Here is an 18,549-nt window from a genome sequence, read left to right as displayed (position 1 = left end):
TCAAGCACGCCTATGAGATGGGCAGATCGGAAGTGCATCGAACCCGCATCATGTTGGCAGTCTCCGCGCTGACCACGAACCGAAGTATGTACCCGAAGGATCTCAGGCGAAGGCCCCGCAGATCGACGAGGAGCAGGTCAAGGAACTGCATGCCAAGATCGGCGAGCTGGCCGTGGCCAACGATTTTTTGTCCAGAAAGCTCAAACCGTGGATCGGCAAGTGAGGCGAAAGATGGTCGAGCCCGCCAATCCCGGCCTGCCGATCGGCGAGCAGTGCAAGTTGCTGTCGATCTCGCGCTCGTCGTTCTACTACCAGCCCAAGAGCGAGACGGCGATGAATCTGATGCTGATGCGTCAGATCGACGAGCAGTTCCTGGAGACCCCGTTCTTCGGCGTCCGGCAGATGACATGGCACCTCCGCAACGAAGGCCATCTGGTGAACGAGAAGCGCATCCGACGCCTGATGCGGCTAATGGGCCTCATGCCGATCTACCAGAAGCCCAGCACCCGCAAAGCCGGGAAGGGACACAAGACCTGACCTTATCTGTTGCGCGGTCTGCGGGTCACACGGCCCAATCAGGTCTGGGCAGCCGACATCACCTATCTACCTATGCGACGGGGCTTTCTGTATCTGGTTGCCATCATGGACTGGCACACCCGCAAGGTGCTGGCATGGCGCATCTCGAACACGCTGGAAGCCGACTTCTGCGCCGATGCGCTGAACGAGGCGATTCACAAGTTCGGCCCGCCTGAGATCATGAATACGGATCAGGGCAGCCAGTTCACGTCCTTCGCCTGGACGGACCGGTTGCGCCGATCTGCTGTGCGCATCTCGATGGATGGCAAAGGCCGCTTCCTCGACAACATATTCGTGGAGCGGCTCTGGCGGAGCCTGAAATACGAGTGCGTCTATCTGCACGCCTGGGAAACCGGATCAGAGGCCAAGGCCGGCGTTGGCAAGTGGATCGAGTTCTACAACCGAAGGCGCCCCCATTCCGCCCTTGGCGGCAAACCACCAGCCATGGTCTATTGGCTGAAAAACGACGAAACCCAACCCGATCAGCAGGAGCAAAGAGTAGCTTAAACTACGCGGAAGTCTGTCCAAACATTGGGGAGTAGCTAACATGCCGACGCTCACCTCGCGGGCATATCGATCCCGAATCTCGCCAAACAGTTTCCGCGAGACGATCAGGTCGCGATTGCCAATTTCGTACTCTTCGCGCGCGGCCCAATCCTTCGCGGCCCGCTTGGCTGGGAACACTTTGGACCGCCGAACACCACCGACGCAGACATGCGCGCGCCACTTCCCATTGAACTGTTGAATCGATGCCATTGCCCAACGCGGTTTACGCACGATGTGTAATTCGTGCGTAAGAGGTTGCGCATTTTTTGCGCCTTCTAGGCAAGCACCCAAGCGCACATCGCAAAGAAGTCCTTAAAATGCAACGGGCTGCGCGTCAGTGACGTGCAGCCCGTTGCGTTAATGGTGCCGGTCGAGGGACTCGAACCCCCGACCACCTGATTACAAATCAGATGCTCTACCAGCTGAGCTAGACCGGCGCCATGCGCGCGGTGGGTACCGAGTTTGCCCTGGCGTGGCAAGGAAAAATTGCGTTTTCCGAGCCTACTTGTTCGACCGCGCCAGAACCAGTACCGCGGCCAGGCCGACGCCGATCACCAGCATGGCCGGCGGGGCCGCGTCGCCGATACGCTCCAGCGAGGCCTGACCATAGACCCGCGTGGCCAGCGTGTCGAAGTCGAAGGGGCGCAGCAGCAGGGTCGCCGGCAGTTCCTTGACAGAATCCACGAAGACCAGAAGCAGCGCCGTGCCGATGGACCCCGAGATGATCGGCAGATGCACATGCCGCAGCGTGCCGCCTGCCGTGCGCCCCAGCGAGCGTGCCGCCATGGGCAGACTGGGCGACACGCGCCCAAGGGCGCTGTCCGCCGCGCCCTGAGCGATGGCAAAAAAACGAACCGCATAGGCCAGAACCACCGCGAAGGCGGATCCTGTCAGCAACAGCCCCGGATCATGGCCCGTCACCGAGGTGATCAAATCGGCAAGGCGGTGATCGACGGCGGCCAGCGGCATCAGGATGCCCAGCCCAAGAACCGCGCCGGGCGCGGCATAGCCAAGCGTGGTGACCGGCAACACCGTGCGCGGCAGGCGTTTTCCGGACAGGCGCACGCCATAGACCATGAACAGCGCCGCCGCGACGGTCAGGATGGCCGCACAGCCGCCCACAAGCAGCGTGTTGCCAAGCGCCTGCACCAGCGCGGGGTCTTTCCATTCGGCCGCGTTGCGCAACGCCAGAAGGCCGATGACGCTGATGGGCAAGCCAAAGCCACCAAGCACCGGGGCCGCGCAGACGCCGGTGGCAATCCAGGCCCGCAGGCCCCTCAGGGTCTGTTTCTGCAAGGGGCGTTGCTGGCGGGACAGGCGGAAGAACCGGCTGCGGCGACGGCTGGATTTCTCAAGTCCGACCAGGAAAAACACCAAGGTCAGGATCACGATGGCGATCTGGGCGGCGCCGCCGGGGTTACCTGCCTCCAGCCAAGTCGTGAAGATGCCGGTGGTCAGGGTCTGGACTGCGAAATATTCCACCACGCCGAAGTCGCTGACGGTCTCCATCATGGCGATGGCGGTTCCGGCTGCGATGGCCGGACGGGCCAGCGGCAGGCCGATGCGGAAGAAGCGGCGCACCGGGCCGGCCCCCAGCGTGCGCGCCACGTCGAAGGCACAGACCGATTGTTCGCGGAAGGCGGCGCGGGCCAGCAGGTAGACATAGGGATACAGGGCCGCGCCCAGCACCAGAACCGCCGCGCCGCGCGACCGCACTTCGGGGAACCAGTAGTCGCGCGAACTGGTCCAGCCGAACAGCGACCGCAGGCCGGTCTGCACCGGGCCTGCGTATTCCAGAAGATCGGTCAGCGCATAGGCGCCGATATAGGCCGGAATCGCCAGCGGCAAAAGCAGCAGCCACTCCAGCCAGCGGGCGCCCGGAAAGCGGTACATGGTGATCAGCCACGCGGTGACCGTGCCGGTGACGGCGGTGGTCAGGCCGACGGCGATCATCAGGAACAGCGTGTTGGACAGGTAGCGCGGCAGGGTGGTGGACCACAGGTGCATCCAGATGCCGTTGCCGGGGGTCAGCGCCAGCCAACCGACGGCGATCAGCGGCGCGGCCACCACCGCCGCCACCAACAGCGCGCCCACCGACCAGACATCGATGCCCGCGCGGCGGATCTTCATTCCCAGTGCCTGCGCCATCCGTCAGCCCCTGCCCTGCGTGCCGCTCACATTCCCAGCGCTTCCTTGTAGAGTTCCAGAACCGCTTCTTCCTCGGCGATGTCGTCCTTGTCGCGCTTGCGCAACGCGACGACCTTGCGCAGCACCTTGGTGTCATAGCCGCGTGCCTTGGCCTCGGCCATGACCTCTTTCTGCTGCTCGGCCAGGTCTTTCTTTTCCGCTTCAAGCCGTTCGAAACGCTCGACAAACTGGCGCAGCTCGTCGGCGGTTACACGGTAGTTCGCATCGGTATCGGTATCGGTCGCGCTCATCTTGTCCTCTGGGTTGTCAGGGCGCAGGGATACCCCCGCACGCCGTGGCCCGCAAGGCCATGCGGGTTGAACATCGGTCAAGACCGCGCTACGCCCGGCGCGCAACTATTGGAGCGGTGCCATGGACATTCTGATCTGGATCGGGGCGGGAATTTCCCTGCTGGGCGTGGCAGGGCTGATGGCCTGTGTTCTCATCGCGACAAAGGCCAGACGGGCCGGGCTGTCCGATGACGAATTGCGCGCCAAGCTGAAGTCGGTGGTCGCCTTGAACATGGCCGCCCTGATGGTTTCTGCCATCGGGCTGATGTGCGTGGTCATCGGCATCATGTTGGGATGATGCCGATAATCGCCTCGTCCGGCCGGTGTCAGACCGGCAGATTGTCGTAGAATTCCTCGAGGATCTCGGCCTCGAGCGTTTCGATGGCTTCGCGAAGGTCGGCCGGAACCGGCTCCTGCGAGGTTTTCAGGATATCGACCATTACGCGCACTTCGTCGTGAAGATCCTTGGGCTGTGTATGCGGCTGCGCCAGTTTGCTGCGCAATGCGTCAAGCTTCTGCTTCAGAATTTCGGTGGCCATGTCGTGTTCTCCCTTTCTGTACTTCGACGCGATCCGTATCTTATCGCTTGGGTGACGACCAGCCTGCATGGAAACGGGGGAGCCGGTCGCGGATTTTGCCTGTTCGGCTGACAGTAGCAGCCCGTTTGCCCTGAAATGTGACAGCCGGGCACGGCTTTGGTGGCAATTTCAGCGCGTATCACCTGAGCTTTACCACGCGCACCCCCCTGGGGACGTTGATCAGCGTCAAACTGCTGGAAAAAGGTTTATCAAACCTTGCAATGCATAGTAAAGTTTGCATATGTGGCGGAAGCGCGCATGGCGCGAGATCGGGCGGGGAACGGACCACCGCTATAGCGAAGGGAACAGACAATGCCAGTCGAATGGATTTTCGGATTGATCGGAGGGCTGATAATCGGAACCGCCGGCGCGGTGTTCTTGCTGGCCAATGGCCGGATCATGGGCGCCAGCGGCCTGATCGGCGGGCTGGTCGACGGCTCGGGCCGCGCCAACCGCAATGAGCGTCTGGCCTTCTTGGCCGGGCTGGTGGGCATGCCGATGATCATTGCCCATGTCTTCGGTTTCGTGCCTGACACCGCGGTGACCGGCAAAATTGCCGCTCTTGTGGCCGCCGGGCTTCTGGTCGGAATCGGTACAAGGGTGGCCAACGGCTGCACCTCTGGCCATGGGGTCTGCGGGATTTCCCGGCTGTCGTTGCGGGGGATCGTCGCCACCGTGTTCTACATCGGCGCCGGCGGTCTGACCGTCGTGGTGTTCCGCCACATTCTGGAAGTGATCTGATGCGCAACCTTTTCGCAGCGCTGGCCGGCAGCCTGTTCGGCACCGGTCTTCTGATCTCGGGCATGACCGACACCCGCAAGGTACAGGGATGGCTCGACATTTTCGGGGATTGGGATCCGACGCTGGCCTTCGTCATGGGCGGCGCAATCTTGCCGATGGCGGTGGCCTGGCTCTATACAAGGGGCCGCAGCCCGCTGATGGGCGGGCAGTTTCCCGCCCCGCCCGAACAGAAACTGGGCCGAAATCTGATCCTGGGCTCGATCCTGTTCGGCATGGGCTGGGGGCTGGTCGGCCTGTGTCCTGGACCGGCCATGGCCTCGCTCAGTTTCGGTGGGCCGGGGGTCTGGATTTTCGTCCTGGCGATGGTGGCCGGGATGTGGGCGGCGCCGCATGTGCGGATGCGTCTGGACGCCCTGAACGCGAGCGCATAACCTGCGGCCCATGAACATCAAGCCACTCTCTGACAGCTACGCTGTCTCGCCCCAGATCACGCCCGACGACCTTGCCATCATCAAGGCCGAGGGCTTCACCACGGTCATCAACAATCGCCCCGACGAAGAAATTCCGTCGGAGCTGCAGGATGCAGCTATGCGCGCCGCGGTCGAGGCCGCGGGACTGGCGTATGTGGTCAACCCGGTCCGCCATTCCGGCATGACGGCAGACAATCTGACCGTGCAGAAGGACGGCATGGCCTTGGGCAAGGTTCTTGCCTATTGCGCCTCGGGCAACCGGTGCGCCATCGTCTGGTCGCTGATCATGGCGCCCGAGCTTGGCGCCGATGGCGTGCTGTCGGCCACGCGCGCCGTGGGCTACGACCACAGCGCCTTCCGCCCGCAATTTGAAGCCGCCGCGCAAGCAGTCGGCTAGACCGGCGTCGGGGTCGAGGGGACGAGCGCCCCTCCCCCACTTTCCGCGTCGGGCGACGTGTCCGAATCCGGGCGCGCTGTGACAGCCTTTGGCAAGGGCATAACTTTTTCTGCCAGTTTGACCGCCCGGAATTCGCCGCTTTTGCCCAGCATCACCCTGGCGACCTTGCGACCGTCGGTGCCGACAAGGTGAAGCCGGTCAAGCGTCTGTTCCGAAAACGGCAGGGTGTCGCCCGGCACAAGTCGGGACACTTTCGACAAGGGCAGGCGCACGGTCATCAGCACCGCCTCAAGCGTGGCGTTGCTGTCGAGGATGCGCTCGTGCCAATCGGCGGTCCAGTTATCCGGGCGCGGCTTGGGATCCTCGGCGAGTGTCGGCGGTTCGGTGGTCACGGGCTGCAACGGCAAGATCAGCGTCAGCCGCCCCCTGCGCTTGCCCTGGGCAATGTCGACATCAAGCCCCAGCACGCGATGTGGCGCATCCGCCAGAAGATGCGGCAGTCGTCGATGGCTGAGCACCTGATCGCGCGGCAGAAATCCTTGGGCCCAGTTGCTGTCCGGCATCCCCTGCAATCGCTCCGCCAGACTGCCCAAACAGATGGTCAGGAACCGCCGACACAAAACCGCGTCGGTTTGCGTGGCAACCCGCAGGGGCGGTTCTTCATCGGTGATCCGGCGGGCGGTTTGCGCCTGAAGGATGGCGGTCAGCAGACTGTTGTCGAAGGCCGCCATGCCCCAGGCCTGACCCGGACCGCGCAGGGACACCAGCAATACCGCGTCGGATGCGTGATCGGCGACCGCTTCCACCGTCATTTCGCCGACGTCCGTCCCCGCGACCGCCAGCGGCAGCTTCAACGCGTCCTGTCCGGCCCGCGACACGGCCAGCGCCGCCGCACGCGGCAGCGTCATCGGTTGATCCCCCGGCGCCAATCGGGAGGGTTTGGCCATGCGTTTCAACACCGGGGCGGGGTCAGTCATCGGGTATCCAGCAGCAAGAGGGTTCGCTGCCACATTGTCCCGGCAGGGTTAGTTTTTCCTGAACATTCCGGCTCAGGCGGCGCGTTCCATGGGAACTTTCGGCAGAATCACCCGAAATGCCGCGCCGCCCTGCCCCGGCAGATAGGTGACCGAACCGCCCAGTTTGGCCATGATCTCGCGGCAGATGGCCAGCCCCAGACCGGCGCCACCGGCGGCAGAGTGATCCGAAAGACGCGAGAATTTCTCGAAGATCAGGCTTTGGCTTTCCGTCGGAATGCCACTGCCATTGTCGACAAAATCCACCGCCAGAGCGCCATCCACCCGCACCACGCGGATGGTCAGACGTGGCCGCGGCGAATCGCAGTACTTCCGGGCATTGGCGATCAGGTTGATGAACACCTGGCTGAGGCGATCCAGATCGGTGCAGATCTGCACGGCCTCGCGCACCTCGTTGCGGTCGATGGTGAACACCCGGTCCGCCGACACCGCCGAGGTGGCGAACACCGCGCGGTCGATCACGTCGCGCAGGACCGCGCGCTCCTGTTCGATGGTGACGTGGCCGTGTTCCAGCACGTTGAGATCCAGAAGCGCGTCCAGCAGCCGGGTCAGGCGCAGCGCCTCGTCATGGATGATCCTGGAATACTTCGCCTTCTCCTCGGCATTCAGCGCATCGCCCAGCATCAGGATCTCGGAAAACGCGCGGATCGAGGTCATGGGCGTGCGCAATTCATGGCTGATCTGGCTAAGGAAGGCATCCTTCTGCACCGACAGCGCGGTGAGCTTTTCGTTGGCATCCCGTAGCTGCCCGGCGGTGCGCGACAATTCCTGCGACTGCGCTTCCAACTGGCTGGAATATTCCATGATCTGCGCGGTTTCATCGGCCACCGCCATCAGATCCTCGACCGACAGGGCAGAGCCCGAGGTCATCTGTCCGATCATCGCATGGGCCGTCGCCGCGCCCACCGACCCCGCCAGGACACGTTCGAAACTGTCGATGAAATCCGGCGTGATCTCGGGCAGGTAGCCCTGCTTGCCCTGCGCGTCCGCTGCCGCCTGGAACAGCGCCTGCGCTTCGCTGGGGCCCAGGATGCGCTGCGCCATGATCAGCAGATCCTCGGCATCGACATTGCTGCGGCTCCAGCCACGATGGCTGGCGGTATAGTCGAAGACATTGACGAATTGCGCGCCCTGCACCCGTTCCAGCGGGTTGGGGAAACTCAGCAGCGAGCCGATGCAGAAGGCGGTGGTGTTGAACGCCATGCTCCACAACAGCGCGTGGACCAGCGGATCGACGTCATGCAGGCCAAACAGGGCCTGAGGCCGCAGCCAGCCGATGCCCAGCGGCCCCTCCAGCATCATCCGGGCCGACAGCAGGACGTCGGGGCCAAAGCTGGGCAGGAACATGACATAGAGCCAGACCAGAAACCCCACAGATACGCCAAGCGCCGCGCCCACGCGCGTTGCCCCGCGCCAGAACACGCCGCCCACCAGTGCCGGCAGCACCTGCACCACGCCCGCGAAGGACACCAGCCCGATGGAGGCCAGCGCCTCGCCACCGCCCGAGAACCGGTAATAGACATAGCCCAGCCCCAGCACCGCCGAAATCGACAGCCGCCGCGACATCAGCACGACCTCGCGCACATCGCCCGAAACGGTAGCGGCTTGCCGGCGGATGCCCAGCCAGATCGGCATGACCACGTGGTTCGACACCATGGTCGACAGGGCAATCGCCGCGACGATCACCATCGAAGTGGCCGAGGAAAACCCGCCCAGGAACACCAGCATCGCCAGCGAGTTCTGCCCCTGCGACAACGGCAGGGTCAGCACGAAAAGATCCGGGTTGGACCCCTGCGGCAGCACCGCCAGCCCCATGGCGGCGATGGGCAGAACGAACAGGTTGACCAGCGCCAGGTACAGCGGAAACGCCCAGGAGGCGGTGGAGAGATGATGCTCGTCATCGTTTTCCACCACCAGAACCTGAAACATGCGCGGCAGACACAGGAAGGCCGCGCCGGACAGGAAGATCAGCGCCAGCCAGCGGCTGGAATGGTTCGGCACCAAAGCCATGGGCGACTCGTTGATCCGCTGGATGATTTCGCGCGGACCATCGGCAATGCCCCAGACCACGAAGGCGCCCACCGCCAGCAGGGCCGCCAGTTTGACCAGCGCCTCGACCGCGATGGCCATGACCACGCCGTGATGGCGTTCGTTGGCATCCAGATTTCGGGTGCCGAAGACAATGGTGAAGACGGCAAGCCCGACCGCGACCCAGATCGCCGTCGCGTGCTGGCTTTGCACGGGCCAGTCGCTGGGCGACGCGGCGGCGAACACGCCGAAGGACAGGGTCACCGATTGCAATTGCAGGGCGATGTAGGGCGTGGTGGCAATCACCGCCAGCAGGGTCACCAATCCGCCCAGCATCGCGGATTTCCCGTAGCGCGACGAAATCAGGTCGGCGATCGAGGTGATCCTTTGCATCCGGCCGATGCGCACCAGCTTGCGCAATCCCCACCACCAGCCGATCATCACAAGGGAGGGACCGAGGTAGATGCACAGGAATTCGATCCCCGACCGCGCGGCGTAGCCCACTGCGCCGTAGAACGTCCAGGCGGTACAATAGATCGACAGCGACAGGGTGTAGACCAGCGGCGAGCGCAGCCAGCCGATCTTGCCCTGTCGGGCGCGGCGGTCGGCCACATAGGCCACGATGAACAATAGCACGACGTAGCCGATGCAGACCTCGATAAGGATGTCGAAGGCGAACATCTCAGTCGGTCTCCGCCTCGCGATCCACCTCTTCCAGGCCCCGCGGCACGTTCAGATCGCCCGGCCGCAGCTTGAAGGCCAGCACCGCCGCAACGGCGACCAGGCTGAACCAGACCGCGAACATGTACAGAAGTTTTTCCGCCAGGAAGGCCTCGCGCCCGGATCCGACATCATCCCACAGCAGCGGGATCAGGAACAGGAACAACCCCAGCAAGGGCAGCAGCCGTGACGCGTCGATGACCCGGCGCCGCAGATAGGTCTGCCGGGCCAGGAACAGTTGCTTGGTCTCGTCAGCCATGTCCGACCATGCTGCGCAGTTTCTCCAACACCTCGGCGTTGGAAAACGGCTTGGTCATGAAACCGCTGCTGCCCAGTTGCTCGGCCCGCTCGCGGTCCTTGCTCTGGCCCTTGGCGGTCAGCATCAGCACCGGCAGGTCCCGCGTGCCGGGTGCGGCGCGCAATTCCTTCAGCACGTCGAAACCGCTGCGGTTGGGCAGCATCACGTCCAGAACAACGACGTCGGGTGTGATCCGGTTGACCTCGGACACCGCCGTTGCCCCGTCCGAGTGGCACGACACCTTCCAGCCATCGCGCGACAGGAAGAAGCGGATCGCTTCCATGATGTTCGGCTCATCCTCGATCAGAAGCACGTGATGGCTCATATGATGTTGTCCCCCCCAACGGGCTGTACCGTATACGGTATGTCCCAGACAGACTATTGGGATAATTGCGCAGCGGTGTCAAAGCCATCGGAAAGAATCGAAGGTTCGCGGCGTGCGGCGCAATTTTCGACCGGACAGATGCGGCACGAGGTGCCGATGACCTCGACCGGGCCTTCGGCTTCGGTCGGCTCTACCAGTGCCGGGGGCACAAGGATCATCGAGGCCTCGTAGACGGCGGGCCCTCCGAACCCAAGCGGATAGCTGGCGTGCGACATGGCATAGCACAAGAACCGGTAGCCCGGTCGGCCCGCATGTTCCAGAACCGCGCGCACCGGTGCCATTGGCCGGGTCAACGCCCGGTACAGCGGCCAGAGCGCACAGGCCGCGCCGAACCGCGGCAAGGGCAGCAATTCGGTTGCCTTGCGCAGGATCAGCGCCCCTGCCCCGTCGCAGACCACGAGGCCGATCCTTCGGCTGCCCTGATCGCTGGGCATCGAGGCCAGACGCCGGAACACCGCCGGAATATCGCATCCAAACCGTTGCGCCAGCCGCGCCGGGTCATAGCCAAGCTCCTCGGCGGCTTCGGTGAAATCCTCCAGCGGCATGGCCAGCGCCTCTTCGCGGTAGCGCCACAGATAAGTGCGCACCAGATCCTTGCCCCCGCGCGAGGTGATGGCCTTGTCCTGATCCAGTATGGACTCGGCCAGGTCCGGGACTTCGGTTTCAAGACCGTCGATGTGGAAGGCGCGACTGTTGAGGAAGGATTCCAGCTCTTCCTGCGGGCTGACCATCCCCAGCTCGGCATCGCCCTCGGCATCAAGGTAATCAACCAGCGACGATGCGCCTTCGGCCAGCTTGCCACTGTCCGCATGCAGGTTGCGATGGAAGCGACGCTGCCAGACCTCGTCCAGATCGTCGGTTTCCACAAGGATCGAGGCCGTGGACTGGATCGCCGACACTTTCGACAGGATGTCATGAAGGGAATCCGACAGGAACGGGTCGTGCGCCAGACGGTCCACCAGGCTGGCCACGTGGTGTTCCAATTGCACCAGCCGCCGTTGCTGGGCACTCATCAGCGCGGCCCAGCCGGGGAAGCGACCGACGAACTCGTCGATGCGATCAATCTCGGCGTTGACCTCGGGATGCGCTGCGGCGGCCGCACTCAACTGATCGACTTGCTCGGTCTCGGCGCCCTGCGTCAGGTTCGCGACCTCGACCTTCAGCGTGCGCGCGATACGCGACAGCAGCGCGCCACCGATCCGGCGCCGGTTGTGCTCGATCAGGTTCAGGTAGGACGGTGAGATTTCGACCGTGCGGGCCAGATCGGCCTGCTTGAGTCCCAACATCGTCCGCCGTTCACGGATACGTGTTCCGGTCAGCGCACTGCGTGGCATCGACGAAAGCTCCCCATCAGTCAGGCCTGCGCCGAGTCTCCATGACCCACGGAAATCAAGGTCAGGACAATCTGCACGACACGGCAAGGTTGCCTGCAACTGTTTGACAAACAAGGTCCGAAGGCAAGCGGTGATGCAGGCAACTGCTCCGGAACCCTCCGCGCGTCACATCCTGTCTTTGACCTGTCGGCAGTTTCCGGCCCAGAAACCCGTCGGCGGGAATCCACCGTCTGCGTCCTGAACCCACATTGACCGGAATCAGGACTAGATGCACGCTTGGCGCATCATTATGGCACCGAGTTCTTCAAATGTGCATTCAACATAAGAAATGTGCTCACATTCTGCTCGCGGCAATTTATTCTCTTGGCGCAACCTTGGCGTGCGCCTCGACCACATTACCCTTGCCGCCATCCGTGGTGACGCGCCCCCTGGTCGAGGTGCATTCCGCGCCAGCCACACCCTCCCTGCCGACCGAAAGCGCGCCGGTACCGGGAGGGCCATATTCCGGCGGGCCGTATTTCGACATCAATGTCGGCTTTTCGCTGCCGGGACTGACCAACACCCAGTCCCTGTTGGTGCAAAACGCCTATCAGTTCTCGGAATCCTTCTTTGAATCCGTCATCACCGGTTATCAGTTACCGGGTCCAATCATCGATCCGCTGAACCCGGGATCCTTCATTTCCGCGATAGACATCACAGCAAGCGTAAAGCCCATCGACGGTGTAGGCGGCGCCGTGGGACAGGCCGGACCCCGGCAGGTTGTCACCTATTCCAGCACCGCCGGCGACAAGCTGACCTATGTGACCGACGGCATCATGGAGTTCGACGCCGCCGATGTGATCAACTTGCTGGTCACGGGCACGTTCCAGAAGGTCGTGCTGCATGAAATGGCCCATGTTCTGGGCTTCGGCACGCTCTGGGATCCGGCTTTCTTCGATGGTGGTTTCGCCATCTACGACAAGGTCAACGCGCCCGGCCAATATGTGGGCAGCGCCGCGCTGGCCAAATACCAGCAGGAATTCGGCACCGCAGCGACCTTCGTGCCCGTCGAGTTCCAGACCAGCATCGACGGCACCGATCATTCACACTGGTCACAGTTCTCGACCCCAAGGTTTGCCGGCGGCGCACATGAGATCATGACCGGTTTCCTGAACCGGCCCACTTATGTCTCGGACACCACCCTGTTTGCTTTCCGCGACCTCGGCTACACCACCGTCGACTCCCTGAGCATGGTGTCCGTGCCCCTGCCGGCGGGCCTTCTTCTTCTGTCCGGCGCGCTGCTGATGCTGCGCGGCCTGCGTACACCGCGCGAAGGCAGATAGGCCGCAAGCGACGCTGCGCAGGCAGGCACTTACAAAAGGTTGTTTCCCCTGTTCCGCAGCCCTAGTCTTTGCGTGGACACATAGGAGAGACCAATGATCCGTTCCTTCGTACTGCCGCTGGCCCTCGTCTCGGCACTTGTCGTTTCGGCTTGCGACAACCCCAACGCACAGAACCAGGCGGGCACGGCCGTCGCCGCGGGCGCGATCGGCGCCATTGCCGCGACAGCACTTGGCGCCAACACCGCCTGGACCGTCGCCGCAGCCGGTGCCGCCGCCACCGCCGGCGCGCTCTACGCCCGCAACCACCAGACCAACGAATGCGCCTATCACACCGGCAACGGCGATGATGTGGTCATTCGCCCCTGCTGAGACCCCGGCCAGTTTCGGGAGCAGAAACACAAAAGCGGGCCCGAAGGCCCGCTTTTTTCGTCACCGGGCGCCTCAGTTCAGGGCCGCATCGGTGATGGCATGGGTCCAGGCCCCTTCCGGTTCTTTCGAGATCACCGGATCTGAGCCACCGGCCAGCAAAGTGGCCACCGTGCGCTCATAATCCGCCGGATCCAGTGCACCGTTCGACCCTGCGGTCAGCTTGGCAATCTCGCCCATCATCCGCACCTGGTGCTTTTCGGTCTGCGCCCCGGTCGCATCGTTGTCCAGCACGATCATCGCGGCGTCCTCGGGATTTTCCTCGGCCCATTTCCAGCCCTTCATCGAGGCCCGCACAAAGCGCACCATCTTGTCCACGAAGGCCGGATCCTCAAGATTCTCTTCCAGCACATACATGCCGTCTTCCAGCGTCGCGACGCCATGGTCGGAATACTTGAATGTCACGATCTCGTCTTCCGAGACGCCCGCGTCGATCACCTGCCAGTATTCGTTATAGGTCATGGTGGTGATGCAATCCGATTGCCGTTGCAGCAGCGGATCGACGTTGAAGCCGATCTTCTGCAAGGTCACACCCTCGTCGGAACCATCCATCGGAATGCCCAGTTGCGACAGCCAGCTCAGCAGCGGGTATTCATTGCCGAAAAACCAGGTGCCAATGGTCTTGCCGCGGAAATCTTCCGGCGTTTCGATCCCGGTGTCCTTCCAGCAGGTCAGCATCAGGCCCGAGGATTTGAACGGCTGGGCGATATTGACCACCGGCAGCCCCTTTTCCCGCGCCGACAGTGCCGAGGGCATCCAGTTCAACATTACATCGGCCCCGCCGCCCGCCAGAACCTGCGGGGGCGCGATGTCCGGACCGCCGGGCTTGATGGTGACGTCTAGGCCCTCTTCCTCGTAGAACCCCTTGTCCAGCGCCACGTAGTAGCCCGCGAATTGCGCCTGCGTGACCCACTGCAACTGTAGCGTTACATCGTCGTCAGCCTGCGCCATGCCACCGCTGAACCCAAGCGCGAGGGTCGCGGCGATTGCCAGTTTCTTTGTCATGTCGTCTCTCCTGTTAGTTGGTTTTTTACGTTTTCTGCCGCCGCTGCGACGGATGCCAGAATGTCAGAAGGCGCTCGGCCAGGGCCACCAGCCCGTAGAACGCCGACCCGGCCAGGGCCGCCACGGCGATCTCGGCCCAGACCATGTCCAGCGCCAGTTGGCCGACACTTGTGGATATCCGGAATCCCATCCCGACAATTGGGGAACCGAAGAACTCCGCCACGATTGCGCCGATCAGGGCAAGCGTGGTCGCAATCTTCAACCCGTTGAAAATGAACGGCAGTGCCGAGGGCAAGCGCAGCTTCCACAGGGTCTGCCAATACCCGGCCGCATAGGTCGTCATCAAATCCCGCTGCATCCGCTCGGCCGAGGTCAGGCCCTGCACGGTGTTCACCAGAACCGGAAAGAACACCATCACCACAACGACGGCAGCCTTGGACTGCCAGTCGAACCCGAACCACATGACCAGGATGGGCGCTGTGCCAATCACCGGCAGCGCGGCGATGAAGCTACCCACCGGCAACAGACCGCGCCGCAGAAACTCATAGCGATCCACCGCGATGGCCATGGCAAACGCCGCGCCGACACCGATCACATAGCCCGACAGCGCGCCCTTGATGAAGGTCTGACGGAAATCAGCCCAGAGGATGGACGTCGACACCGCGAACCGCGCGGCGATCATCGATGGCGGCGGCAGGATGACGCCGGGCACATTCAGGCCGCGCACCAACCCCTCCCACAAGACCAACAAGGTTACGCCGAACAGCATCGGGACCGCTGCCATGCCAAAGCGGGTATCGGCCATCGTCGAATTGGCCAGCCGGATGTTGGCCCACCATGCCAGCAACCAGAACAGGATTGCACCGAACGCGAGGATCACCGCGACTCCTCCCGTTGGAAACTGAACTTTCTTGCCTCCGGCGGGAGTATTTGAGCCAAGAAAAAGGCGCGCCCTTTGTCCTTTTGCTTGTTCCAAATACTCAGATACCGACGCTTCATGTGCGCATCCCCATCTTGTGGAGGGTAAGACGCTCCAGCAGGCTCACGATCCCGACCAGCGAGGCCGCCAGCACGGCCGCAGCGATTAGAGCCGACCAGATCTGAATGGTCTGTCCGTAGTAAGACCCGGCCAGAAGCCGCGCGCCCAGGCCTGCCACGGCGCCGGTGGGCAGTTCACCGACGATGGCGCCCACCAGGCTGGCGGCAATCCCGACCTTGAGCGAGGTGAACAGGAATGGCACCGAGGCCGGCAGACGCAGGTTCCAGAACACCTGGCTTTGGCTGGCGCTGTAGGTGCGCATCAGGTCAAGCTGCATCGGTGCCGGGCTGCGCAAGCCCTTGACCATGCCGACGACCACCGGGAAAAAACTCAGGTAGGCGGAAATTATGGCCTTTGGCAGCAGGCCGGTCACGCCCACCGAATTCAACACCACAATGATCATCGGTGCGATGGCGAGGATCGGGATGGTCTGGCTGGCGATGGCCCAGGGCATGACGCTCATGTCCATGGCCCGGTTGTGCACGATCCCGACCGCCAGCAGAACACCCAGCCCGGTCCCGATGGCAAAGCCTAGCAGCGTCGCCGACAGCGTGATCCAGCCGTGGTAGACCAAGCTGCGCTTTGAGGTGATTTTCTTTTCCGCCGTGGTTTCCCAAAGTTCCACCGCCACCTGGTGCGGGGCCGGCAACTTGGGGCGATCCTGCTGCATGGTGTCTTGCAAGACCTCGACGGTGGACAGGGTCTGTTCGGCCCGTTCGGCCTGTTGCAGGGTCCAGGTGGAATTCATCCAGGCGGCGGCCAGATACCAGATGCCGAGAATGATCAGCACCACCGTCAGGACCGGCAGAATTGACTGGCGCATCAGCGGGATCCCTCAGTCATAGGCATGTCCGGCGCGCAGCCCTTCGCGAACCCTATGTGCGATTTCAAGGAACTCCGGGGTGTCGCGAATGTCCAGCGGGCGTTCCTTTGGCAGCGTGTTGAGGATTACGTCGGAGATCCGGCCCGGCCGCGGGCTCATCACCACGATCTTGGTCGACAGGTACACCGCCTCGGGGATCGAATGAGTGACAAAACCGATGGTCTTTTCGGTTCGCGCCCAGAGCGCCAGCAATTGCTCGTTCAGATGATCGCGCACAATTTCGTCCAGCGCGCCGAAGGGCTCGTCCATCAGCAGGATCTCGGCGTCAAAGGCCAGCGCCCGCGCGATCGAGGCCCGTTGCTGCATGCCGCCGGACAACTGCCAGGGATACTTGCGCTCAAACCCCTCCAGATCAACCAGTTGCAGGACTTTCTTGACGCGGCTTTCCTGATCCGCCTTCGAATAGCCCATGATCTCCAGTGGCAGGCGCACGTTGCGGGCTATGCTGCGCCACGGATACAGGCCCGCCGCCTGAAAGACATAGCCATAGGCGCGGGCGCGCCGGGCCTCGTCCGGCGTCATGCCGTTGACCATCAGGGTGCCGCCGGTGGGCTTTTCCAGCCCCGCGACGGCGCGCAGGAAGGTGGTCTTGCCGCAGCCAGACGGGCCGATGAAGCTGACGAATTCTCCCTTTTCGATCGTCAGGTTGATGTCCTTCAGGGCCTGCACCGGGCCGTCATTGGTCTCGAACACCAATTGCACATCTCGTGCATCGATGACCGCTTCGGCGGGTCCATCGGGTGCAGTGAACCCGTCGATCTCGGTCTGGCTGAGCATCCGCGATCAGATCCCCGACGGGATGTTGAGCGGATCGCGTTCGATCTTGCGGGGTGTGTTGAGCGCCTTCCACTTGCTCAGCGCCGCCGCGGCAGAGGAGAACGCCGGGCGTGGCACGAAACGGCCCCGGCCCGGTTGCGGCGTGCTGTTCTTGCCCCAGCTCCAGATCACGTCGCCCCGGCTGAGCGTATGCCGGGCCTGCGCGGTCACTTCAAAGCCTTCGAAGACGTTGTAATCGATGATGGATTTCTGCGAGTTTGCCGAGATGGTTTTCGAGATCTTCGGATCCCAGACCACGATGTCGGCATCCGCGCCCGGCACCAGCGCGCCCTTTTTGGGGTAGATGTTCAGGATCTTGGCGATATTGGTGGAGGTGACGGCGACGAATTCCTCGGGCGTGATGCGCCCGGTTTCCACGCCGGTGGTCCAGAGCACTGACAGCCGGTCCTCCAGCCCGCCGGTGCCATTGGGGATCAGGGTGAAATTGTCGACCCCCATGCGCTTCTTCTCTGTCCCGAAAGCGCAATGGTCCGTGGCCACCACCTGAAGCGAGCCCGCCGCCAGACCATTCCACAACCCGTCCTGATGTTCCTTTGAGCGGAATGGCGGCGACATCACGCGGCGGGCGGCATGTTCCCAATCCTTGTTGAAGTATTCGCTTTCATCCAGCGTCAGGAACTGGATCAGCGGCTCGCCATAGACCCGGTGGCCCTTCTGGCGGGCCCGCCGAATGGCTTCATGCGCCTGCTCGCAGGAGACATGCACGATATAAAGCGGCGTGCCGACGGCATCGGCGATCATGATGGCGCGGTTGGCGGCTTCGCCCTCCAGTTCGGGAGGGCGGGAATAGGCGTGGCCCTCGGGCCCGGTGATCCCCTCGGCCAGGTATTTCTGCTGCAACTCCTGGATGATGTCGCCGTTCTCGGCGTGCACCATGGGCAAGGCGCCCAATTCCTTGCAGCGCTGGAACGAGGCATACATCTCGTCATCCTCGACCATCAGCGCGCCCTTGTAGGCCATGAAGTGCTTGAACGAATTGACGCCCATCTCAACGGCGTCCTTCATCTCGTTGAAAATGCTCTCGTTCCAGCCCGTGATGGCCATGTGATAGCCAATATCGGAACAGATCTGCGGCGTCGATTTGCGATGCCATTCGTTGATCGCGTTCTTGATGGACCCATCTTCGCCCGGCAGGCAAAAATCCACAAGCATGGTGGTGCCGCCGGTGGCCGCCGCCCATGTGCCGCTCTCAAAAGTTTCATCGGCGGTGGTGCCCATGAAGGGCATTTCCAGATGGGTATGGGGATCGATGCCGCCGGGAATGACATAGGCGCCTTCGGCGTCGATATATTCATCGCTCGACAGGTTCTCGCCGATCTCCTTGATAATCCCGTCTTCGATCAGGATATCCGCCTGATACTGGCGGTCTGCGGTGACGATGGTGCCGCCCTTGATGACCTTGCTCATCCCAGATGCTCCCCGTTTGTACTGGCCGCCTCGTTCCGTGCGGCGC

General features: G+C 62.9%; 19 protein-coding genes, 1 tRNA gene and 1 pseudogene. 7 read left to right on the top strand and 14 right to left on the bottom strand.

The features are described from left to right. Positions 1-345: 345 nt before the first annotated feature. A pseudogene (locus tag AB0T83_RS17295) lies at positions 346-1,029 on the top strand (IS3 family transposase); the annotation flags it as partial. 454 nt (positions 1,030-1,483) lie between these two features. Here AB0T83_RS17295 and AB0T83_RS17290 read toward each other — a convergent pair. The 3 genes from AB0T83_RS17290 to AB0T83_RS17280 all read right to left on the bottom strand — a co-directional run bounded on the left by AB0T83_RS17290 (position 1,484) and on the right by AB0T83_RS17280 (position 3,560). Continuing rightward, a tRNA-Thr gene (locus AB0T83_RS17290) sits at positions 1,484-1,559 on the bottom strand. A 64-nt stretch (positions 1,560-1,623) separates the two neighbouring features. After that, positions 1,624-3,270: an ABC transporter permease gene (locus tag AB0T83_RS17285; RefSeq protein ID WP_366194478.1), complete on the bottom strand. Its 1,647-nt coding sequence runs from the start codon at positions 3,268-3,270 to the stop codon at positions 1,624-1,626. Between the two features lie 26 nt (positions 3,271-3,296). Further along, positions 3,297-3,560, bottom strand: coding sequence for a DUF2312 domain-containing protein (locus AB0T83_RS17280; protein WP_366194477.1), 264 nt, complete (start codon positions 3,558-3,560; stop codon positions 3,297-3,299). A gap of 121 nt (positions 3,561-3,681) precedes the next feature. Here AB0T83_RS17280 and AB0T83_RS17275 point away from each other — a divergent pair, with 121 nt between their 5' ends. Further along, positions 3,682-3,897, top strand: coding sequence for a hypothetical protein (locus AB0T83_RS17275; RefSeq protein ID WP_366194476.1), 216 nt, complete (start codon positions 3,682-3,684; stop codon positions 3,895-3,897). A gap of 28 nt (positions 3,898-3,925) precedes the next feature. Here the strand turns inward: AB0T83_RS17275 and AB0T83_RS17270 are convergent, their stop codons facing one another. Continuing rightward, the gene (locus AB0T83_RS17270; protein WP_366194475.1) at positions 3,926-4,138 is read right to left on the bottom strand and encodes a hypothetical protein; all 213 of its coding nucleotides are present in this window, start codon (positions 4,136-4,138) and stop codon (positions 3,926-3,928) included. Between the two features lie 351 nt (positions 4,139-4,489). Between AB0T83_RS17270 and AB0T83_RS17265 the strand changes: the two genes are divergently transcribed. From AB0T83_RS17265 to AB0T83_RS17255, 3 genes are read left to right on the top strand one after another with little or no spacing between them, the layout of a single operon-like run. After that, positions 4,490-4,918 carry a YeeE/YedE family protein gene (locus tag AB0T83_RS17265; protein WP_366194474.1) on the top strand — a complete coding sequence of 143 codons (429 nt, stop codon included), beginning with the start codon at positions 4,490-4,492 and terminating at the stop codon, positions 4,916-4,918. Beyond that, positions 4,918-5,349, top strand: coding sequence for a DUF6691 family protein (locus tag AB0T83_RS17260; RefSeq protein WP_366194473.1), 432 nt, complete (start codon positions 4,918-4,920; stop codon positions 5,347-5,349). The genes AB0T83_RS17265 and AB0T83_RS17260 overlap by 1 nt, the downstream gene beginning before the upstream one ends. Before the next feature lie 10 nt (positions 5,350-5,359). Then, positions 5,360-5,785 carry a protein tyrosine phosphatase family protein gene (locus AB0T83_RS17255; protein WP_366194472.1) on the top strand — a complete coding sequence of 142 codons (426 nt, stop codon included), beginning with the start codon at positions 5,360-5,362 and terminating at the stop codon, positions 5,783-5,785. Here the strand turns inward: AB0T83_RS17255 and AB0T83_RS17250 are convergent. The 5 genes from AB0T83_RS17250 to AB0T83_RS17230 form a co-directional block, all read right to left on the bottom strand. After that, entirely contained in the window at positions 5,782-6,762 is a 981-nt protein-coding gene (locus tag AB0T83_RS17250) for a FliM/FliN family flagellar motor switch protein (RefSeq protein WP_366194471.1), read from the bottom strand. The two genes, AB0T83_RS17255 and AB0T83_RS17250, sit on opposite strands and share 4 nt — an antisense overlap. A 72-nt stretch (positions 6,763-6,834) precedes the next feature. Beyond that, positions 6,835-9,528, bottom strand: coding sequence for an ATP-binding protein (locus AB0T83_RS17245; RefSeq protein ID WP_366194470.1), 2,694 nt, complete (start codon positions 9,526-9,528; stop codon positions 6,835-6,837). 1 nt (position 9,529) lies between these two features. Continuing rightward, a complete protein-coding gene (locus AB0T83_RS17240) occupies positions 9,530-9,826 on the bottom strand; it encodes a hypothetical protein (protein ID WP_366194469.1) in 297 nt (98 codons plus the stop codon). After that, positions 9,819-10,190, bottom strand: coding sequence for a response regulator transcription factor (locus tag AB0T83_RS17235; protein ID WP_366194468.1), 372 nt, complete (start codon positions 10,188-10,190; stop codon positions 9,819-9,821). The genes AB0T83_RS17240 and AB0T83_RS17235 overlap by 8 nt, the downstream gene beginning before the upstream one ends. A gap of 53 nt (positions 10,191-10,243) precedes the next feature. After that, positions 10,244-11,584 (bottom strand): helix-turn-helix domain-containing protein, encoded by a 1,341-nt coding sequence (locus AB0T83_RS17230; protein ID WP_366194467.1) that lies wholly within the window; start codon positions 11,582-11,584, stop codon positions 10,244-10,246. A gap of 416 nt (positions 11,585-12,000) precedes the next feature. Between AB0T83_RS17230 and AB0T83_RS17225 the strand changes: the two genes are divergently transcribed. Together AB0T83_RS17225 and AB0T83_RS17220 are read left to right on the top strand one after the other, a co-directional pair. Continuing rightward, entirely contained in the window at positions 12,001-12,906 is a 906-nt protein-coding gene (locus AB0T83_RS17225; protein WP_366194466.1) for a leishmanolysin-related zinc metalloendopeptidase, read from the top strand. Positions 12,907-12,999: 93 nt separating this feature from the next. Next, positions 13,000-13,275, top strand: a complete 276-nt coding sequence (locus tag AB0T83_RS17220; protein WP_366194465.1) for a hypothetical protein — start codon at positions 13,000-13,002, stop codon at positions 13,273-13,275. Positions 13,276-13,347: 72 nt separating this feature from the next. Here AB0T83_RS17220 and AB0T83_RS17215 read toward each other — a convergent pair whose 3' ends face one another. The 5 genes from AB0T83_RS17215 to hydA all read right to left on the bottom strand — a co-directional run bounded on the left by AB0T83_RS17215 (position 13,348) and on the right by hydA (position 18,503). Then, entirely contained in the window at positions 13,348-14,337 is a 990-nt protein-coding gene (locus AB0T83_RS17215; protein ID WP_366194464.1) for an ABC transporter substrate-binding protein, read from the bottom strand. Positions 14,338-14,362: 25 nt separating this feature from the next. Then, complete coding sequence (locus AB0T83_RS17210; protein ID WP_366194463.1) at positions 14,363-15,217, bottom strand: ABC transporter permease; 855 nt, start codon at positions 15,215-15,217, stop codon at positions 14,363-14,365. 115 nt (positions 15,218-15,332) lie between these two features. Then, positions 15,333-16,199, bottom strand: a complete 867-nt coding sequence (locus AB0T83_RS17205; protein WP_366194462.1) for an ABC transporter permease — start codon at positions 16,197-16,199, stop codon at positions 15,333-15,335. A 12-nt stretch (positions 16,200-16,211) separates the two neighbouring features. Continuing rightward, a complete protein-coding gene (locus AB0T83_RS17200) occupies positions 16,212-17,036 on the bottom strand; it encodes an ABC transporter ATP-binding protein (RefSeq protein WP_366194461.1) in 825 nt (274 codons plus the stop codon). Between the two features lie 6 nt (positions 17,037-17,042). Next, complete coding sequence (gene hydA, locus AB0T83_RS17195; RefSeq protein ID WP_366194460.1) at positions 17,043-18,503, bottom strand: dihydropyrimidinase; 1,461 nt, start codon at positions 18,501-18,503, stop codon at positions 17,043-17,045. Positions 18,504-18,549 lie beyond the last annotated feature (46 nt).

Source organism: Meridianimarinicoccus marinus, from assembly GCF_040689105.1.
GTDB lineage: Bacteria > Pseudomonadota > Alphaproteobacteria > Rhodobacterales > Rhodobacteraceae > Meridianimarinicoccus > Meridianimarinicoccus marinus.
The sequence above is the reverse complement of the archived record's forward strand: the minus strand, read 5'-3'. Positions and strand labels throughout refer to the sequence as shown.